Here is a 19,659-nt window from a genome sequence, read left to right as displayed (position 1 = left end):
AACGTAGGCATGGCAGACAGCGACCGCGATCCGAACCGGCCCGATCCTGACGCCCTGCTCGCGCTGGCGAGCGGGGACGGTCGCGGCAAGCTAACGATCTTCCTCGGCGCCGCACCGGGTGTCGGCAAGACCTATGCCATGCTGGCGCGGGCAAAAAGACTCAAGGACGATGGCGCCGATATCGTCATCGGCCTTGTCGAGACTCACGGCCGGCGAGAGACCGCCGAACTGGTCACCGGCCTCGATATCCTGCCGCGTCGGCCGGTGCCATACGGCAATGGCATTATCGAGGAATTCGACATCGATGCGGCGCTGGCACGCAAGCCGAAAATCATCGTCGTCGACGAACTCGCACACAGCAATGTCGAGGGCAGCCGACATCCCAAGCGCTACCAGGATGTCGCTGAACTCTTGCAGGCCGGCATCAATGTCTGGACCGCGCTCAACATCCAGCACCTCGAAAGCCTGTCGGATATTGTCGCCGACATTACCGGCGTCACCGTGCGCGAGATCATACCGGACATCGTGCTGCAAAAAGCCGATGAAGTCGTGCTGATCGACTTGACGCCGGCCGAATTGATCACGCGCCTCGAAGAGGGCAAGATCTACCTGCCTGACAACGCCAAGCGGGCAACCGACAAATTTTTTCGCGTCGGCAATCTCACAGCCTTGCGCGAACTGGCATTGCGCCGCACCGCCGACCGGGTCGACGACCAGATGGTCGACTATCTTCGCCAGAACGCTATCGAGGGGCCATGGCAGACCGCGGAACGACTGATCGTCTGTGTCGGCGCGGATACGCTGGCGGAAAAGGTGGTGCGGACGGCAAGCCGCCTCGCCTCGGGCCTCAACGCACCTTGGCTTGTCGTCTCCGTCGAACGCACCGACCGTTCCGGCGACAGCCAGGCCTTGCGGCGGCTCGACGAGATTTTTTTGCTGGCTGAACGGCTCGGCGCGGAAACCAGACGGATTGCCGGCAACGACTTCGTCACGGAAATCCTGAAACTGGCGCGCAAGGAGCACGCGACGCAGATCGTCATCGGCGCCCCCCGCCGTGATCCGCTATCGCGCCTCTTCCGGCAATCGCTGCCGCAGGCGCTGCTGAGCAATTCCGAAGGCATTGGCATTTATTATGTGACAGGCGAGAACAGCACGTCGGTGCGTCGGCTCGACCCGCGCGACTGGCGCTGGCAGGCGCTGCCGCGCGATGTCGTCACGGCTGTTCTCTCGGTTGCCGTTGCGACAGCGCTTGGGCTCTCGTTCGACGCGATTTTTCCCCTGCCGAACGTGTCGCTGCTCTATCTGCTGGCAGTGCTCGTGGGGGCGATCCGCGAGGGGTATCGCGCCGCCTTCATCACAGCATTGCTTTCGGCGCTCACCTACAATTTCACCTTCATCGAGCCGGTCGGTACGCTGACCATTGCCCAGCCGCACGAGATTTTCGCTTTCATCATCTTCATCATCGCCGCGCTGACGGCCGGCGGCATCGCCTCGCGCACCCGCGACCAGGCCCAGCTCGCCGGCGAACGCGCGCGCATGACCGAAGCGCTTTACGGCTTCTCCTCGAAGCTCTCCGGCACGGCCAAGGCCGACGACGTAATCTGGGCGACGGTGTCGCAGCTGCAGGCACTGCTCAAGCGCGACGCAATGATCTTCCTGCCAAGGGAAGGCGACGGCGAATTGCAGATGTCGGCGAGTTGGCCACCCGACACGGTGCTCGACGTCGCCGATATGACGGCAGCCCGCTGGGCCTATGAGAAGAAGGAACCGGCCGGCGCCGGCACCGGCACGCTGCCCAACAGCGCTCACCAGTTCCGGCCGCTGATGAGTCCGCATGGGGTGATGGGCGTCTGCGGTTTCAGTTTCAATGGCCGGCCGCTCGACAGCAACGAGGAGCGCATCTGGGCCGCGATGGCCGACCAGTCGGCGATTGCCATAGACCGCGCGCGGCTTTCTCGCGAGGCCCTGGCGCAGAATGCCAAGCTGGAGGGCGACCGCTTTCGCTCAGCGCTGCTCTCCTCGATCTCGCATGACCTAAAGACGCCGCTTGCCACGATTACCGGCGCTGTCACCAGCCTGAGACAATTCGGCGACAAGATGAATGCCGCAAGCCGCGACGACCTGTTGCAGTCGATCGAGGAGGAAGGTGCCAGGCTGTCGCGCTTCGTCGCCAACCTGCTCGACATGACCCGGATCGAATCCGGCACGGTCGACCCCAAGCGCGACTGGGTGGACCCGACCGATGTGATCCGCGGCAGTGTCGAACGGGCGAAGAAATATTTCCCCGGCCATGATATCGATGTCAGCATTGCCAGCAACCTGCCGCTGATCCGTGGCGACAGCGTGCTGCTCGGCCAGGTCCTGTTCAATCTGATCGACAATGCGATCAAATATGGCGGCGACGAGCCGGTGGCGCTTTATGCGCGCAAGGACGGAAAGTCCGTGACTGTGTCTGTCACCGACATGGGACGCGGCATTCCGGCGGGGGACCTTGAACGAATCTTCGAGAAATTCTACCGCCGCGGCGGCAAGGCCGACGGCCGCATTGCCGGCACCGGACTGGGGCTTGCCATTGCCCGTGGTTTCGTGGAAGCCATGGGTGGCACAATCAAGGCGGAAAGCCCTGCCGTGAAGAAGCGCGGCACGCGCTTCGTCATGCGCTTCCCGCTTTCGGGTGCGCCCGAGACTGGAGAACAGGCCATTGACCGGACACCGAATCCTGATCGTCGACGACGAGCCGCAGATCCTGCGCTTCCTGAAACCGGCGCTGACCGCCGCCGATTACGACGTGATCGAGGCCGAGAACGGCGCCCAGGCGATCCAGAAGGTGGCGACCGCAGCACCTGACCTCGTCATCCTCGACCTCGGCCTGCCCGACATGGACGGCAAGGAGGTGATTGCACGCGTCCGCGGCTGGTCGGAAATCCCGATCATCATCCTCTCGGCCCGTGACCGCGAAGCGGAGAAGATCGCGGCACTCGATCTCGGCGCCGATGACTATATCGAAAAACCGTTCGGCATTGGCGAGCTAACCGCCCGCATCCGCACGGCGTTGCGCCATCGCGTACGGCAGGAAGCGGGCACGGAGAAGATCGAGACCGGCGGGCTGATGATCGATTTCGTCCGCCGCCGGATCGAGCGCGACGGCGAGCCGGTCAAGCTGACGCCGAAGGAGCATGATCTGTTGGAACTGCTGGCGCTGCATTCCGGCAAGGTGGTGACGCACAAGACGCTGCTCACCTCCGTCTGGGGTCCGGCGCATGCGGAGGATCTGCAATATCTGCGTGTTTTCATCGGCCAGTTGCGGGCCAAGATCGAACGCGATGCGGCCAATCCGGTGTTCATCGTGACGGAGCCGGGCATCGGCTATCGCTTCATGGAAGCGGAGTGAAGTGGCAGCTCTCATAAGGGCCGGGGCTTACTCCTGCGCGAGGCGCACCAAGCCGGCGGCCTCGGCTATAGCAAGCGTATCGACGAATTGCACATAGTCGACGATCTTGCCGTCGCGAAAGATAATTTTGTCCATGAATTCCGTTTCGAACTCATGGCCGGTCGGGATAAAACGCACCTTTCCCTTCCTGTGGGTAACGATCGTGTCGCCGTCGGCATATTTGCCGACATTGACCATGCCTGAAAGATCCCAGGTGCCGACGAGTTGGGTGGCGGCCGCACGAAGCGCATCCAGGCCCTCCCATCGCTGCGTGAAGGGGCCAAGCCGGTCGGGACCGAGGATCTGGAAGCAACCGTCAGGTGCGAACCGGTCCAGCATGTCCTGGACAGGGTCGTCGGCATTGCGCAGCGCATAGAATTCCTCTGTCAATCGATGCAGGTCTGCTGAATCTGTCATTTGCTTCTCCCGGATGATCGTTTCCGTTATTCCTCGGCGAGACGCACCATGTCATAGGTTTCCGCGAAACCCAGCGTGTCGACGAATTGCCGATAGTCGATGATCTTGCCGTCGCGGAATGTCATCTTATCCATGAATTCCGTCTCGAACTCTCGACCGGTCGGGATGAAACGCACCTTTCCCTTCCAATGGATGAAGACCGTGTCACCATCGGTATGTGTGCTGACCTTGACCAGGTTCGAAAGATCCCAGTCCGYGACGAATGCCGTCACAGCCGGCCGAAGCGCCTCGGCGCCCTCATATTTGCGAGTAAAGCCGCCGAGACGTTCGGTGCCGATGATCTGAAACCGGGCATTGGAGGCAAATCGGCCCATTACTCCCTCGGTGGCAACGGTCGGATCGTCTCCGTTGCGGACTACAAAGAATCCTTCGGCAAGCGCACGCACGTCTGCTGAATCTGCCATTGATATCCCCTCCCATTTTGTTTTTTCGCGTTGCACTTTCGTCCGGAAAGCTGCGGCCAAAATGATGCAGTTGTCGGAGTGATCGATGATCGCGCGATGTCTGCGACTTTCGACCGAAGGCGTATCGAGTACGCAGGCTGCCGCTCGTGTCGCTGGCGTGTGACAACCCCAGCCCCCCCTATTCCTCAGCGAGGCGCACCATGCCAACGGCTTCGGCTATGCCCAGCGTGTCAAGGAATTGGACATATTCGACGATCTTGCCATCGCGGAAGGTCATCTTGTCGATGAATTCCGTTTCGAATTCATGGTTGGTGGGATTGAAGCGCACCTTCCCTTTGCGATGGGTCAGCGTCGTGTCGCCGTCTGTGTAGATGACATTGGCCAGGCCCGAAAGATCCCAGTCTCCGACGAGCGCGGTGGCCGCCACCCGAACCGCGTCGTGGCCCTCGAACTTCTGCGTAAAGGCACCGAGCCGGGCCGGGCCGAGGATCTGGAAGCAACCGTCCGGCTGGAACCGCTTCACTATATGCTCGACAGGGTCGTCCGTATTGCGGATCGCAAAGAATTCTTCAGTCAATGCACGCACGTCTGCTGAATTCGCCATGGCCCCCTCCTGCTTGGTTGTCTTCATAATGCGCCCAACTGCGAAAGTTGCAATAGAAATCCAAGTGGTTTCCTGCGACCGATTCTCCACCTCCGGTTCAGGCCATCGGTTGTCTAGGCGACGATGATCACCACCGAGACGGCAAGCAGCAGGCCCATCGCAATGTTGAAGACGCGCGCGCTTCTTTCGTCGCGCAGCAGGCGGCTGATCATCGCGCCGAGGAAAAGCCAGACAAGGCAGCTCGGAAAGGCGGCGACAAAGAAAACCGCGGCGAACATGAGCGCTGCAAGAGCGGGATTGCCGTCGCCGGTGATGCCGTAGACGCTCGCGGCACTGACGGCCACCAGCCATCCCTTGGGGTTCAGCCACTGGAAGCCAGCGGCACCCCAGAAACCGACCACCTTGCCCTCCTGGCCGCTGTTCATCGCGCCGGAGGTGGCGATCTTCCAGGAAAGCCACAGCAACAGGGCCGCGCCGGCCCATTTCATCGCGCTCATGATGACGGGAAAGCCGATGAGCAGGCGGCCGAGGCCGAGCTGGGAGCAGAAGAGCAGTGCCGCCATTCCGGTTGCGGCACCGAGCGCGCAGGGAAAGCCGCGGCGGATGCCGGCGAGCGAACTCGTCGCCGTGATCATCACATTGCTCGGCCCGGGCGTGATCGCTGCCACCAGCGAAAAGGTGAAAAAGGCTGCAGCCTGGTCGAGGGTCATGGTCAACTCGCATTGTCGGAACGAATACGAGTTTATGAGATGAGGGGGATAGTGGTCTTGAACGTTTGTGATCGGGGCATCGCTGATGCAAGGCCCCGACGGGCCTACCGGCTCAACAGCGCCAGTCCCCTGCCCGCCATTAGGAACTGCTCGTTCGGCTCCATCCGTTCCTCGGTAATCGCTATGTCGATCGTGGTCAGGCGAAGCTTCCAGGGTTTGTCGCCGTAATCGGGCACCGTGAACATCACATCGTCAGGCGTCGGGTTGAAGATCAGCAGCAATTCCGTCCAGATGCCGGGCTCACCGGCCAGATCGTCGCGGGACAGGTGCAGGCAGAGCGTGGTTTCCTCGGTCCAATGCTCGGGCGATTGCTCGCCGCCGTCGGCTGCGAACCAGTTGACCAGCATGCCGTCGCGCCAGGTGACGCGATGCAGGAGCGGCTGTTTCTTGCGCAATACGATCAGCCGCCTCGTGAAGTCGCGCAGTGCTTCCGCCTCCTTGTCCACTGTCGACCAGTCGAGCCAGGTCGTCTCGTTGTCCTGGCAATAGGCATTGTTGTTGCCGTTCTGGCTGTGGCCGAGTTCGTCGCCTGCAAGCATCATCGGCGTGCCGTGCGAGAACAACAGTGTCGCCAGGAAATTGCGCTGCTGGCGCGCCCGGATACGGTTGATGTCCTCGTTGTCCGCCGGCCCTTCCCAGCCGTAATTGTGGCTGCGATTGTCATTGTGGCCGTCATTGTTGTCTTCGCCATTGGCGTCGTTGTGCTTGCCGTCGTAGGAGACGAGATCCCGCAACGTGAAGCCGTCATGGGCGGTGACGAAATTGACGCTCGACCAAGGCCGGCGGCCGCGCTGGTCGTAGAGGTCGCCGGAGCCGAGAATGCGGGAGGCAAAATCCTGCGCAGTGTTGGGATCGCCCTTCCAGTATTCGCGCACGGAGTCGCGATATTTGTCGTTCCACTCCGCCCAGCCGGGAGGGAAACTGCCGACCTGGTAGCCGCCSGGGCCGATATCCCAGGGCTCGCCGATCAGCTTGGCCTTGGCAAGAGCGGGATCCTGGGCGATCGCGTCGAAAAAGCCGCCACGCGGGTCGAAGCCGCCAGGTTCACGGCCAAGAATGGTCCCGAGGTCGAAGCGGAACCCGTCGACTTCCATCTCGTCGTGCCAGTAGCGCAACGAATCCATCACCAGCTGCAGCACGCGTGGATGGGAGGTGTTCAGCGTGTTGCCGGTGCCGGTGTCGTTGACATAGTAGCGGTGCTCATCCCCTATGGTCCGATAATAAGAGAAATTGTCGATCCCCTTGAAAGACAATGTCGGGCCGAGCTCGTTGCCTTCGGCGGTGTGATTGTAGACAACGTCGAGGATCACCTCGATCCCGGCATCATGGAAAGACCGCACCATCTTGCGAAAACCGTCCAGGCCGGCCGGGCCGTAGTAGCGGGCGGCGGGCGCGAAGAAGCCCAGCGTGTTGTAGCCCCAGTAGTTCCGCAGCCCTTTGTCGAGCAGGTGGAAATCGTCGAAGAAGGCATGGACGGGCATCAGCTCGACGGAGGTGATGCCGAGCGATTTGATATATTCGACCGTCCTGTCATGGCCCATGCCCTCATAGGTGCCGCGCAGGTTTTCGGGTATCGCCGGATTGAGTTGCGTGAAACCCTTGACATGCGTTTCGTAGATGATCGTCGACGCCCAGGGTATGTCCATATGGGATGGGCCCCTCGCCTGAGGCTTCGGGCCGACAACCCGACATTTGGGCATGAAGCTGGCATTGTCCTGTTCGTCGAAAGACAAGTCCTTTTCAGGCGACAGCACGTCATAGCCGAAATGGGCGTTGGACTGTTTCAACTCACCCACCAATTCCCTGGCATAGGGATCAATGAGCAGCTTGTTGGCGTTGAAGCGATGGCCATTCGCCGGATCGTAGGGGCCGTGAACACGATATCCATAGAGGGCGCCCGGCTTCAGGTCCGGCACGAAGCCGTGCCAGATCTCGTCGGTGTTTTCAGGCAGACGCAGTCGGGCAATTTCCGTCTTGCCGTCTTCATCGAAAAGACAAAGTTCGACGCCCTCGGCGCAGGCGGAAAAAATCGCGAAATTGACGCCTTCTTCCGTAACCTGAGCGCCGAGACGGCGTCCATCGCCAGGAAGAATTTCAAAAACTTTGGATTTGAGCATTCTGGGATCTCGCTTGCAGACCCGTCAAGAACGCGTTTCGGCGACGTGAGGTTCCTCGCAAGGCGATTAATTTGGGAACATAGGGGCGTTTCGACCGTTGCACAGGGGCTTGCCCTCATCAGGAGATCAACTGACATGACCCTTGAAACATTGACGCATCCGGAGCCTTCCAAGCCGTGCGTCCACAATGTCGAGAACGACAAGCCGTCGGCGGAATTCGGCGATGAAGTCCATGTCGCCGTGCCGCAGGAGGTAAACGTGCCGCTGCCGCCGACGACGCATGAGCAGATCTCGATTCCGGCGTCGATCAACGGACGCAACCTTTCGGACGGGCGACCCTGAGGCATGAATGCCTGCCGCGCCGGCGGAGCGACTGCCGCTGGCGCAAATGCATTGCTATGCCCTTGGGATCGCCCGCATGAGACTTCCCACCGCGACCTACCGCCTCCAGTTTCGCAACGGCATGACCTTCGACAAGGCTGCCGAACTCATTCCCCACCTTACCCGCCTGGGCATCAGCCACCTCTACGCATCGCCGATCTTCGCCGCCACCAACGGTTCGACGCATGGCTATGACATCGCCGATCCCAATCTCGTGGATCCGTCGCTGGGCGGGATGGATGGCCTGATCCGGCTTTCGGACAGGCTCAGGGAGCATGGCCTCGGACTGATACTGGACATCGTCCCCAATCACCTGGCTGCATCGGTGGAGAATCCGTGGTGGCATGACGTGCTGCAGCACGGCCGACTGAGCCGCTTTGCCAGCTATTTCGACGTGGACTGGGATCGCAAGCTGACCTTGCCGATCCTGACTGGTCCGCTTCAGGAGGAAATCGCGAACGGCGCCGGCAAGCTTGAGGAAGAGAATGGCCTCATTGTCTTCGACTATCGCGGCACGAAATATCCACTGCTGCCCGCCTCGCAGGAGGCTGCACGTGCAGCGACCAGCGGAAACCGGGAAGCAATCATGTCTGTTATCCAGCAGCAGGCCTGGGAGCTCGTGCCGTGGCAGGAGGCGGCGAACGGGCTGAGCTATCGGCGGTTCTTCGAGATCACCGGCCTTGTCGGCGTTCGGGTCGAAGAGGCCCCTGTTTTCGACGCTGTCCACGCGACGGTGCTCGATCTCGTCCGCCAGGGACGCGTGGACGGCCTGCGCATCGACCATATCGATGGCCTTGCCGATCCCGAGGCCTATCTGAAACGGCTGCGCGCCGCTGTCGGTCCGGATATCTACATCGTCGTCGAAAAGATTCTCGAAGGCAATGAGGACCTGCCGCACTCCTGGCCTGTCCAGGGAACCACGGGCTACGAGTTCATCGAGGCACTGTCGAACGTGTTCGTGTCGCCTGAGGTCGAGACATTGAAGCACGCCTGGGCGGCGATGAACCCGAACGACGCCGATGCGCATGCTGGCCTCAGGCGCGCCAAGGAATTGATGGTCGACGTCAATTTCCGCGGCGAGGTGCAGGCACTGCAGCGCCTGTTCCATGCGCTCGCCGAAAGTGAAAATGCCGCGATCGGGAGAGAGGCGCTCAATGCGGCCGTGCGCGAGGTGCTGATCGCGTTTCCGGTCTACCGGACCTATGGATCGCCGCGCAACCTGCCGCAGGAAAGCGCCAAAGTACTGCGGCAAGTGTTCGATACATTGCATTCGCAGACCGCGCCAAACCTCCGGCCAGCGCTCGACTTCGTCCAGGCGGTGCTTGAGGAAAAGGTTTCGTCGCAACATCTGCACCGGGCGCTGCGCGCCCGCACTCGGATGCAGCATCTGACGGGTTCGCTGCTGGCGAAATCGCTCGAAGATACGTTTTTCTATCGCTATAACAGCTTCATCGCCCTCAACGAAGTCGGTGGCGACCCGCTCGCAAAAGACCGCTCCCCGGACAATTTTCATCGGAAAATGCGTCACCGCCAGATGGTCGCGCGACATGCCCTGTCCGCGACCTCGACCCACGACACCAAGCGCGGCGAAGATGCGAGAGCGCGGCTCTATGCGCTGTCGGAAGCGCCGGATCTCTGGCTCGCGGCCATCGAACGCTGGCGGCAGATGTTGCGTCCATTTGCAACCCGTCTCGCGTCCGGTCCCGTGCCGGATGCTCATGCCGAATGGCTGATTTTCCAGGCTCTTGCAGGCGTCCTGCCGGTGGACTTCGATCCGCACAACCAAGCGGCCGCCGCCGACCTCAAGCAGCGCTTCACAGCCTATCTTGAAAAAGTGTTGCGCGAGGCAAAGCTCGACAGCAACTGGCACGGCCCCGACCTCGAACACGAGCGGGCCGTCAAGGATTACGCCGCGGCTATGCTGGATGGCAAAGCCGGCGGCTTCCTGGAAGATTTCTGCAATGTGCTAAAACCCTTCTTCGATGCGGGCCTCTATAATTCGTTGAGCCAGACCGTGCTGAAGCTGACCTGCCCCGGCATTCCCGACATCTATAACGGATCCGAACTGTCAGATTTCAGCCTTGTCGATCCGGACAATCGACGCCCGCTCGACGTTGACGCGCTCTTGAACGTACCGCTTCTGGACAGCTTGTCGAACAGCCGCGGCGCATTGCGTGACGGCAGCCTGAAGCTCAGCCTCATCGCAGCCCTGCTGCGGCAGCGACAGCGATTGCCGGAGCTGTTTGCTGAAGGTGACTACATGCCGCTCTCCGTGTCCGGTCCGCGCGCGGAGCATGTTCTGGCTTTTGCACGCAGCCAGGGGGAGCGCTCGATGGTCGTGATCGTCACTAGGCTGTTGTTCCATGCTCTGAGGGACGGAGAGAGTCTAGAGACGTTTTGGGCAGGGACGGTCGTCTATTTGCCGGAAAGTCGAGGGGACTGCGCCTATACGCTTCTGTCGGATGGGCGCGTTGTGACGCCCAACCCCACCTGCCCTGCTGCGGTGGGACCGCTTCTCAACGGCTTACCGTTCTCTGTGCTGATTTCGTGATGCCGGTTGTCGACAAGCAGCCCTGAGCAGCTTCCTCGCCAGAACATAGCTTGAGTTGAGACGAATAGCGGCAAATCATGCGTCAAATTGCCGCACACCGGAGTTCGCATGACGAGAACCAGCCAATCCAGAAAGGTGCATCAGATTATCTCGCGCTGACTGCCTCTGCGTGAAACGGCATGCTTAACTATGCGTTGCAAATGCTGACTATCTCCCCGAACGCAAAATCTTCGCGAGCATCGTAGTGTGCAGCGAACGCACGGTTTCAGATCTGCCAACTATTGCTCTGAAGTTCGCGCTGTCTAAAATGTCCAAACGCTTTCAGGTTGTAAGTTTATATAGCATGCATTTAATTATCGATGAACGACAACTTTTATACTGTTACATGACACATCTCTAACATACTTTGGATTGCCCTTGTCAGATTATTCCGACCTCGTTATGAGGCGAGAAAAGTGGGGCTTTGTCATGTTTAAGCATCTTATGATTATTGGTTTGCTCTCAGTTCCTGCGCCGGCCTTTTGCGCAACCGTCGACGGCCACTTGGTTTCGATCGATACTGAAAACCATCGCCTGACATTGGACAGTGGCGCCGTACTGAACCTGACGGAAAGCGTCGTCCTGGACGGCTTGTCACCCGGTCAGTTGGTGAGAGCAACCTATACGGACGGTACGATAGACGTAACTGCTATCGATGTCCTGGAAGACAGCCCGCCCCCGGAAAGCACGGACAACACGACCTCCGTCGACAACACGTCGACTCCGGTGGGGGACACATCGACAGGCGTCGACGATACGTCGAGCGACACGACCCAGAATCCGGCGATCGACGGGTCCACCAGTCCGGACACATCCGGCACCGCTCAATAAAATCTGGCAGAACGGCAAGAGCCATTCTGCACACGATGCAACAATCCTCAAAAAATAGATCTTGTTCAGAAGTTTTCGACATAATCTTCTGGATATCTTGCTATACTTAGATATATTCAATCTTAATAATACATAATCTATACTTAAAATTACGCAACCGCACTGCGAATAACGACAAACTTAACTTGATCTTTAGGGAAAGGCCGTGTTAGCCAAACTCTAATTCTGTGTCGTGGGGCACGAACAGGTTCGAGGGGACTGAGATGGCTTTCCGTACTATTCGCTGTGTCTTGGCGCTGGCGCTTGCTTTTGCGCTTCCGACGCTGTCTTTCGCGAGCGACCCGGGCGACCAGCCGTCCAAGCAGTCTGAAAAAGGCACAACCATCAAGGTCCCCGATATCAGTTCGACCGGAACCCTCGATTATAATTACGATATCGACGTCCCTGACTTTCGTGGGCTCGAACCCAAGCTGTCGATCAATTATTCATCGACGCGAAAGACCAAGGTCGGCGGCCTTTACCAGGGATGGCTCGGCTATCAATGGGGTTTCAAGGGTTTTGACGTTATCGAGCGGGCCCGCCATCTGGGCACGATTCCGAATTTCGACAGCAATGACGTGTTTCAGCTGAACGGCGAGGAGCTCGTCCGCTGCACCAAGGCGCCGAGCACAAATGCATCCTGCACCGCTGGCGGCAATTATGTCTCCGAGACCGAAAACTTCCTGAAAATCGTCGCCAACGGCACGGATCTGCAGAATCCGACCTCGTGGACGATCACCAGTCGTGAAGGCACCACAATGGTGCTGCAGCCGGCGAGTGCCTTCGTCACCGGAGCTCCGAACACACTTCTGGCCACGGCCGCCCGCTACCTGGTCGCATCGATCACCGACACCAACGGCAACAAGATCGTCTACGACTATAACTGCCCATCCCTGCCGTTTTGCTACCCCAAGACCATCAGCTATCGAAACAATGGCAACAGCAACGACATCTTCACCATCCGCTTCATCTTCGAAGATCGTGCTGACGACCTGGTCGAGGCCAATGGTCAAAATCTGACGCCGATCAACAAGCGCCTTGCCGCCATCAAGATCAGCGGGCCGACCGCCGTTGTCGGCGCCTACAAGTTTGTTTACGAAGTCGCGCCCGGCAGCGGCGCTTCGCGCCTGATCAAGATGCGCCATTACGGCACCAATGCCATCGTCAACAGCGACGGCACCGTCGACTACGGCACGCAGGCGGCGAATGGCACGGTCACGCATTCGGGCCTGGGTCCGAGGGACACAAGTTTCACCTATGCGGACTACAGCTTCTTCTCCTCGGCCACCACTCCCTTTGCTTTGAACGGCTCCAGCGTCTGGGGCAAGCTGCTCCCCGCCGATGTCGACTCCGACGGAATCACCGAAATCGTGGCGACGCGGGACTTCCAGGATGCGAGCAGGCAAGACTGCTACGATTTGCTGAGTTTGACCCCCGGCGCCAATCCCAGTGCGCGGTTCACCGATATGAGCGCGATCAATTGTTCCGCTTCATATCAGTATATCAGCGGCAAGGAGCACAGTTTGCCCGAGTTCAGCCTCGGACATTTTGCTGACAACATCAACAAAACGCAATTGCTGTTCCGGCACCCGCTTGGCAGCGCAACTGTCGATGTAGCTGCAACGTTCCGCAGGAATACCGATAGCACCTTCACCATAACGCCGCAAACCTGCGCGACGGATATCCCAGCAAGCGATGCCCTGCATAACCAATGCGGCGAAGACTATCTGGTGACACAGGTTGCCGATTTCGACGGCAATGGTCGCGACAATCTGACAACCACCAATGACAGCGGTCAGGCGGGCAGCCTCGGAACGGCGAATTTCTATGACGACGGCCGGGATGAACAGGTGTTCGCGCGCAACAGCGGCATCGAAGTCAAGCGACTTCTGCCCGGCGCGACGTCCAATGAGATCGCAATGCTGGCCGTCGGTGTTATCTGCCCGGGAGGGCCTTCGGGCGAATCGGAGACGATGTACTCGTATTGCGAGTTCGGCGACCTGAACGGAGATGGTCTCGACGATCTGGTCATGGTGGTCGTATCACACGACATCTATGACGACCACAATAGTACCTGCCCCGATCTGCAGCCGGCACCCTGCGCCTATACGGTGACGCTGACCGCCTATTTGAGCCAGGGCCGCTACGACAACGGCAATCTGACCAAGGTTTTGACGACGACGCTGAATACCGGCAGGGCCTATAAGATCCAGCCGATGACGCTTGCCATTCGCGATCTCGACGGTGATGGAAAAGCCGAAATCATCTTCAGCAATCCGATCGCGATCGGCCAGAATCCGGCCGGGACCAACACTGATTACTACGACCTCAAGGCATACGACAACTCCCAGAAGACGTTCAAGGTCAAGCAGCTGAGGGTGACTTCGGATGGAACGCTGACGATGACGACGGACGCTGCACCCGGAAGCTACAGCCTGCAGAACGTCCTGACGCTTTCGGCCCGTGACATCGTCTTAGGCGATTTCAACGGCGATGGCCTCACCGACTATGCCTATCGCGACCAGCTCAAGAAGGGCGGCACGGTGATCGATCCCGCCAATTACGGGATCGCGACCCCAAGCACGTGGACTTCGACGGGTCAGCTGCAATATCAAAGCGATATGCGCGACGCTGGAAATGCGACGTCCTACACCGCCGTGCTCGGCTCCAGCGCGGTCACGCTGCCCAATGCTGAAGTCGGACCCAATAATTCGACGAATCTTCTGACACGCGTCGTCGTCGAAACCGGCGCAAAGACGACCTTTGAATTCACGCCGTCGACCACCTTCTCCAACACCTATCTGCCCTTCGTCGTGCAAACGGTGACCAAGGAGACAAGCGACGACCGGCGCGGCAATGTCGCCACAACGACCTACAGCTACTCCGGCGGACTCTACGACCAAGTCGCGCGCAAATTCCTCGGCTTCAGCACCTCGACCAAATATCTGCCTGCTTTGGCAAACCAGGCCAAGGGTTCGCATATCGTCACAACATATCGCCAGGACCTTGCCAGCTTCGGCCTGCCGGAATTGCAGGTGTTCTACGACGAGAACGATAATTGGCATAAGATGGTGGACGACGCCTGGAGCGTCCAGGCCGTGCAACTGCCCTACAGCGCCTTCAATATCGCCACCCACACCTATCTGCGCGAGGACGGCAGCGTCCAGACGCTGAAGACCACTCGCGATTATGACGTCTACGGCAATATCCTGCACGATCGGGATTTTGGCCTGGTGACGCCGGGGAGAAGCCCGTCCGACGCTCTGGCGAGCCCCTTCGGCACGTCTGGTGATACCGACATTGCCGGCGACGGCAAGCGGATCGACAAGTGGTTCATCTACAACAATGCCAGCTACATCGTCTCGCTGCCCTATCGGCAATATACATTTGCCGGCCCGTCCGGCACGTCGCCGAGCGGTGCAATGGGCGACAATACGGCGGCCATTGCCCAGACCGATTTCTGGTACGGCAATGCGGATATTACGGCCACGCCGAACGTTTCGCCAAGCAATGCGAACCTGGCGCAGCAGCGGGTCTACCAGAACGCGAATACGAACGCCTCTTCGACAATCACCTACGCCTATGACAGCCTGGGCAACAAGACCGTCGAGACGGTGAAGAGTGGCTCGGACGTGCTCAAGCGGACGATCTTCTCCTATACCGACGCGCAATTGCTGCGCCCGACGCAAATGGACCTTTTGGTCGACAGCAACACAACGCTGACCTCCACCTACAGCAACAACCTGACCTGCGAGGACGCCGGCGACGAGACCGATCCGAACGGCATCACCACGCGCCACAGCTATGACGAGTTCTGCCGCGAGGAGCGGGTCGAAAACCTCGCGACGAATGCCTATACGACGACAGACTACAGCGATGAAAGCAATGTGGACGCCATCGCCAGCGGCCCGTCGGGAACGCCGCCGCGGGTCGTCATCCAGTCTCCCCTGCCCGATGGCACGCTGACCAGAACCGTCAAGTTCATCGATGGCTTCGGGCGGGTGTATTCGACGCTGACTGCTGGTGACACGTCTTCGCCGGACGCCAATGTCGACGTGGTCTACGATGTGCATGGCAATATCGCCAAACAGTCCCTGCCGCATGGGACCGAAACACCGAAATTCAATACCTTCGCCTATGACTGGGGCGATCGCGTCATCACGGCGACCAATCCGGATACAACATCCAAGACAACGAATTACAGTCTGCAGACGGCCACATCATCGAGCGGTTCCAGCAACCTGCCACTTGGCATCGTCACCGTGACCGATGAGATCGGCGCAAAGACCGAGACGACGACGTCGAGCGATGGCGACGTGATCTTGCTCCGGCGCAAGGGGCCGGCCGCAAGCGACAGTTTCAACATCGTCTATGCAGCCTCCTACGACAATCTTCGACGGCTGGTCGGCGTGGCCGATCCGCTCGGCATCAGCACTCCCAGCCTGCGCTGGGCTTACGCCTACGACCTGGCCGGCAATCGCACCGATGCCACAGACCCCGATATGGGGCACTGGACATACACCTATGACGCCGCCAATCGCCTGAGCACCCAGACCGATGCCCGCAATATCGTCACGACGATCAAATATGACGGCATGGATCGGGTGACGAAGAAGTACACCGGCAACAGCAGTTCGCCGACCTATATCGCGGTCAATACCTATGACTGCCTGGAAGTGCCGCAAAACACCACAACGGACTGCAAGGGGCAGTTGACACTGGCGACCAATGGCCTGGCGACCAGCGACGCGAACTATGCCGAGCAGCGCTTCTACTACAATGACAATGGGCAGCTGCGGAAGAAGGTCTCGACCATCAATGCCGGGGCCAGCACGCCCGTCGTCAGCACGACGACCACCACCTATGACCGCGCGTCGAAACTGCCGATCTACAAGGAATATTTCGGCGCCACGTCGAGCACTGCCGATCTGCAGGTCGGCACCTCGACAAGCCCCTGGCAATATAACAAAAAGGGCCAGCTGACGAAAATCCCGGGCGGCTATATCCCGTCGATCACCTACGAGCTCGATGGCCAGACCACCTCGATCCAATATGCCAACGGCGTGACGACCAACTTCACCTATGACCTCAACCGCCGCTGGCTGAAGACCTTGGTCACCAAGCAGTCGAGCGGCACGAACCTGATCAACAACACCTATACCCGCGACAATATCGGCCGCATCACGGCCATCGATGGTGGTGGGCTGAACTTCAACAGCTGGACCTATACCTATGATGGGTCCGACCGGCTGACCTCTGCCTATTCCGGACAGTATGTGGGGCCGCTGAAGGAAGACTTCACCTACGACACCGCCGGCAATCTGACGCAGCGGACACATATCACCTCGGCGACGGCCAGCAATGTCACCATGGTCTACGGCAACTCCAACAAGCCGCCGCATGCGATCTCCAAGCTGAATGGGGTGGCGGTGACGTATGATGCCAATGGCAACACGCTCACCGACGGCACGGCGACCTATACCTGGGACGACGCCAACCGGCTGTTGACGGTCACAAAGAGCGGACAGACGGTCTCAACCAAATATTTTTACGGGCCGGATGGAGAACTCTCAAAGCGAGTCTCGACCACTAATGAGATCACACTGTATCCAGATGCGGAGGCCGAGATGGATCTTCCTCCTGGCACCAGCACGTGGAAATACACGCGCTATCCACATATGGATGTCGAAGTCGACGGCACTACTCAGTGGTTCCTTCACCGTGATCATCAGGCTTCGGTACGCATACTGACCAGTGGGACAAACCAACGAGACCCCATCGTCTATCAGGCCTATGGCCAGCCGTTCGACTCGACTACTGGAGCTGCGCCAACAGCAGTCGGCATACTCGCGAAGAAATATATCGGCGAGCGTTTCGACAAAGACGCAAATCTTATCTACCTCCACGCCCGCTATATGAATCCTTATACTGGTAGGTTTATATCACCAGATGACTGGGATCCGATTAAGGATGGAGTTGGTACGAACAGGTATTCTTATGCCGAAGGCGACCCAATTAATAAGAGCGATCCGAATGGCCATCTTGACTTCGATTACAACGGAACAAACGGCATTGCAGTTCATTCATTAATGGGTGCCAACGATGGTCCAACTGTACGAGCTGGATACACTCCCGAAAGGACGTTAGGTGAGATATTTAGAAGCGCATTTGGCATCGATTCAAAAGATCCGCATCGGCCTGATGGGAGCTTGGTTACAGGTCCAGCTGCACTTTCTACTTTAGACTACAAGCCAGTGACACACGTTCACGACGGGCCATTGAAGGATCGTGACCTTGCACAGCAGAGGGCCTGGTCGCAGGTTGCGCGCCAGCATCACGTAAGCTTAACGTTCGCTTCCACTGACTTTCTTTCGAAGTACTTTGGAGGCGGAAAGATTCAGGGCACGATTACAGGCACCGACGGTCAGTTGAAAACTGTCAGAACTTATGTAGGCACAGTCCCAGGTATTGTGTACTATTCACTCACAAACGTGAATAAAAAGGGTCGTGAGGCTGAAGTATCGTCCATGAATCAAGCTTCAAGAGCTGACTCTACGGCTTCCGAGGGACTGAATAGCGATTACGGGCCCTCCAAGGAATTTGAACGGAATGCGAAAACGGCTACTTTTATGGGGGTGCTTGCAACAATTGGGTGGGGACTTGCATACGCAGCATCGCAAATCCCGTGACTTGAGGCAGGAGACACCAATGCGCTACTTTTCTAACATGCAACCAGAAAGTGAAATCGTCCTTGTTCGGACCAAAGCCATGTTGGCTGATTTCGACAATCATCGAGGTAGTTTCGAGGGCCTTAATTATCCCACCCGCACCAATATACTCGACCTGCCATTCATCGAATTTGTACCGATGTCGCGTCAATCGATACTTGAAATTTTAGACGCGGAGCGCCTTTCGTGTATCACAGGGCAGCCAGTTACAGCTGAACACAACCTTAAATACAACTGCATCGTTGAAACCGCTTCACGGTGGCGCGAGAGTATAGATTACCAACGACCAGTCGTTGGATCATTTGACCAGAAGTTCCCGGCGATAGATCAGTGTCTCCGGAACATAAAACGTGACTTTTTTGATGGCACCGCATTTGACAGCGTAGTAATAGAAAGCTCTAGAGGGCAAAAAAGTATTGAATTCAAGTTCCCAGCCATAATTTACGGCTCAATGACGGCACATATTGACATAAAATTGAAATACAATGGAAGAATGAACTTTTATGTGAGCAGCATATATCCTAAATCAGGCGATATATATGTTAACGCCCAAGACTATTATCTGACGGGCTCATTTCATTATGCAAAATTTGAAATTAGTCCAGGGTCTGAAGAGCAGTTTCATGTCGCTTCGAACAGCGTCGAATCAGGTATCTCTCGCATCGTTAAGATTGCAATAGCTGTGGCATCTTACTACAATCCTCATATGCAACCAACCGAGACGTCCACTTAGCTCGCGGTGGGGAAGTCAGGTTAACGCGGCTTTCGGATTGACGATCGTTTGTGATTCATTGGCCTGCAGTGATTCTCACTATGGGGCGCCGACAAAGTCCCCGCAATCGCCAACAGTATCAAAAATGCTCTCAAAGCCGGCCCCGAGGCGGTAAATATCGCTCCTGGAAATTACAAGGTCGACAAAGTCCCTGCAATTGCCAACAGTATCAAGAACGCTTTCAAAGCCGGCCCCGAGGCAGTAGATATTGCTCCTGGAAATTACGACGTATATCATTCGTTGAATAGCCAAAAGCAGCCGCAATATGTCGGAATAACTACACAAACGGTTGAGGTGCGAAGCGCCCAACACATGAGCAATAAAGGAATTTCAGTCTCCGCGATTCCAGGCCTATCATCTATGTCGAAGGCGGAGGCTCGCTCGGTGGAAGAAGCTTTGATTGCCAAATTTGGAACGGCTAGGATAGGTGGGCAACTCATGAATATGAATCACAGCATCAATCCCGCGAATCCGGGATACGCTGCAGCTCTCGCACGAGGCCAGGAAATTCTACAC

13 protein-coding genes are annotated in these 19,659 nt (G+C 58.2%); 8 read left to right on the top strand and 5 right to left on the bottom strand.

Going from position 1 to position 19,659, the window contains the following annotated elements; all coding sequences use genetic code 11:
- Positions 1 to 9 precede the first annotated feature (9 nt).
- Positions 10 to 2,847, top strand: a complete 2,838-nt coding sequence (locus AC1D06_RS05975; RefSeq protein WP_477985555.1) for an ATP-binding protein — start codon at positions 10 to 12, stop codon at positions 2,845 to 2,847.
- Positions 2,744 to 3,391 carry a response regulator gene (locus AC1D06_RS05970; protein WP_477985691.1) on the top strand — a complete coding sequence of 216 codons (648 nt, stop codon included), beginning with the start codon at positions 2,744 to 2,746 and terminating at the stop codon, positions 3,389 to 3,391. The genes AC1D06_RS05975 and AC1D06_RS05970 overlap by 104 nt, the downstream gene beginning before the upstream one ends.
- Positions 3,392 to 3,418: 27 nt before the next feature.
- Here AC1D06_RS05970 and AC1D06_RS05965 read toward each other — a convergent pair whose 3' ends face one another.
- The 5 genes from AC1D06_RS05965 to glgX all read right to left on the bottom strand — a co-directional run bounded on the left by AC1D06_RS05965 (position 3,419) and on the right by glgX (position 7,802).
- Entirely contained in the window at positions 3,419 to 3,847 is a 429-nt protein-coding gene (locus tag AC1D06_RS05965) for a nuclear transport factor 2 family protein (RefSeq protein ID WP_477985554.1), read from the bottom strand.
- A 26-nt stretch (positions 3,848 to 3,873) separates the two neighbouring features.
- The gene (locus AC1D06_RS05960; RefSeq protein ID WP_477985553.1) at positions 3,874 to 4,311 is read right to left on the bottom strand and encodes a nuclear transport factor 2 family protein; all 438 of its coding nucleotides are present in this window, start codon (positions 4,309 to 4,311) and stop codon (positions 3,874 to 3,876) included.
- A 178-nt stretch (positions 4,312 to 4,489) separates the two neighbouring features.
- On the bottom strand, positions 4,490 to 4,915 hold the full coding sequence (locus AC1D06_RS05955; protein ID WP_477985552.1) for a nuclear transport factor 2 family protein: 426 nt from the start codon (positions 4,913 to 4,915) through the stop codon (positions 4,490 to 4,492).
- A 113-nt stretch (positions 4,916 to 5,028) separates the two neighbouring features.
- Complete coding sequence (locus AC1D06_RS05950) at positions 5,029 to 5,625, bottom strand: LysE family translocator (RefSeq protein WP_477985551.1); 597 nt, start codon at positions 5,623 to 5,625, stop codon at positions 5,029 to 5,031.
- A 104-nt stretch (positions 5,626 to 5,729) separates the two neighbouring features.
- A complete protein-coding gene (gene glgX / locus AC1D06_RS05945) occupies positions 5,730 to 7,802 on the bottom strand; it encodes a glycogen debranching protein GlgX (RefSeq protein WP_477985550.1) in 2,073 nt (690 codons plus the stop codon).
- A gap of 135 nt (positions 7,803 to 7,937) precedes the next feature.
- On the opposite strand from glgX, the gene AC1D06_RS05940 reads away from it, so the two are divergent.
- From AC1D06_RS05940 to AC1D06_RS05915, 6 genes are all read left to right on the top strand, one after another.
- Positions 7,938 to 8,144 (top strand): hypothetical protein, encoded by a 207-nt coding sequence (locus AC1D06_RS05940; RefSeq protein ID WP_477878955.1) that lies wholly within the window; start codon positions 7,938 to 7,940, stop codon positions 8,142 to 8,144.
- A 76-nt stretch (positions 8,145 to 8,220) separates the two neighbouring features.
- The gene (gene treY / locus AC1D06_RS05935) at positions 8,221 to 10,734 is read left to right on the top strand and encodes a malto-oligosyltrehalose synthase (RefSeq protein WP_477985549.1); all 2,514 of its coding nucleotides are present in this window, start codon (positions 8,221 to 8,223) and stop codon (positions 10,732 to 10,734) included.
- A gap of 543 nt (positions 10,735 to 11,277) precedes the next feature.
- Entirely contained in the window at positions 11,278 to 11,604 is a 327-nt protein-coding gene (locus AC1D06_RS05930; RefSeq protein WP_477985548.1) for a hypothetical protein, read from the top strand.
- A gap of 263 nt (positions 11,605 to 11,867) precedes the next feature.
- The gene (locus AC1D06_RS05925) at positions 11,868 to 18,332 is read left to right on the top strand and encodes an RHS repeat-associated core domain-containing protein (protein ID WP_477985547.1); all 6,465 of its coding nucleotides are present in this window, start codon (positions 11,868 to 11,870) and stop codon (positions 18,330 to 18,332) included.
- A gap of 19 nt (positions 18,333 to 18,351) precedes the next feature.
- Entirely contained in the window at positions 18,352 to 19,104 is a 753-nt protein-coding gene (locus AC1D06_RS05920) for a hypothetical protein (protein ID WP_477878951.1), read from the top strand.
- Between the two features lie 351 nt (positions 19,105 to 19,455).
- Positions 19,456 to 19,659: hypothetical protein (locus AC1D06_RS05915; RefSeq protein WP_477985546.1), on the top strand; the 204-nt coding region annotated here is incomplete at its 3' end.

The organism is Rhizobium sp. P2_G2 (genome assembly GCF_056403555.1).
The sequence above is the reverse complement of the archived record's forward strand: the minus strand, read 5'-3'. Positions and strand labels throughout refer to the sequence as shown.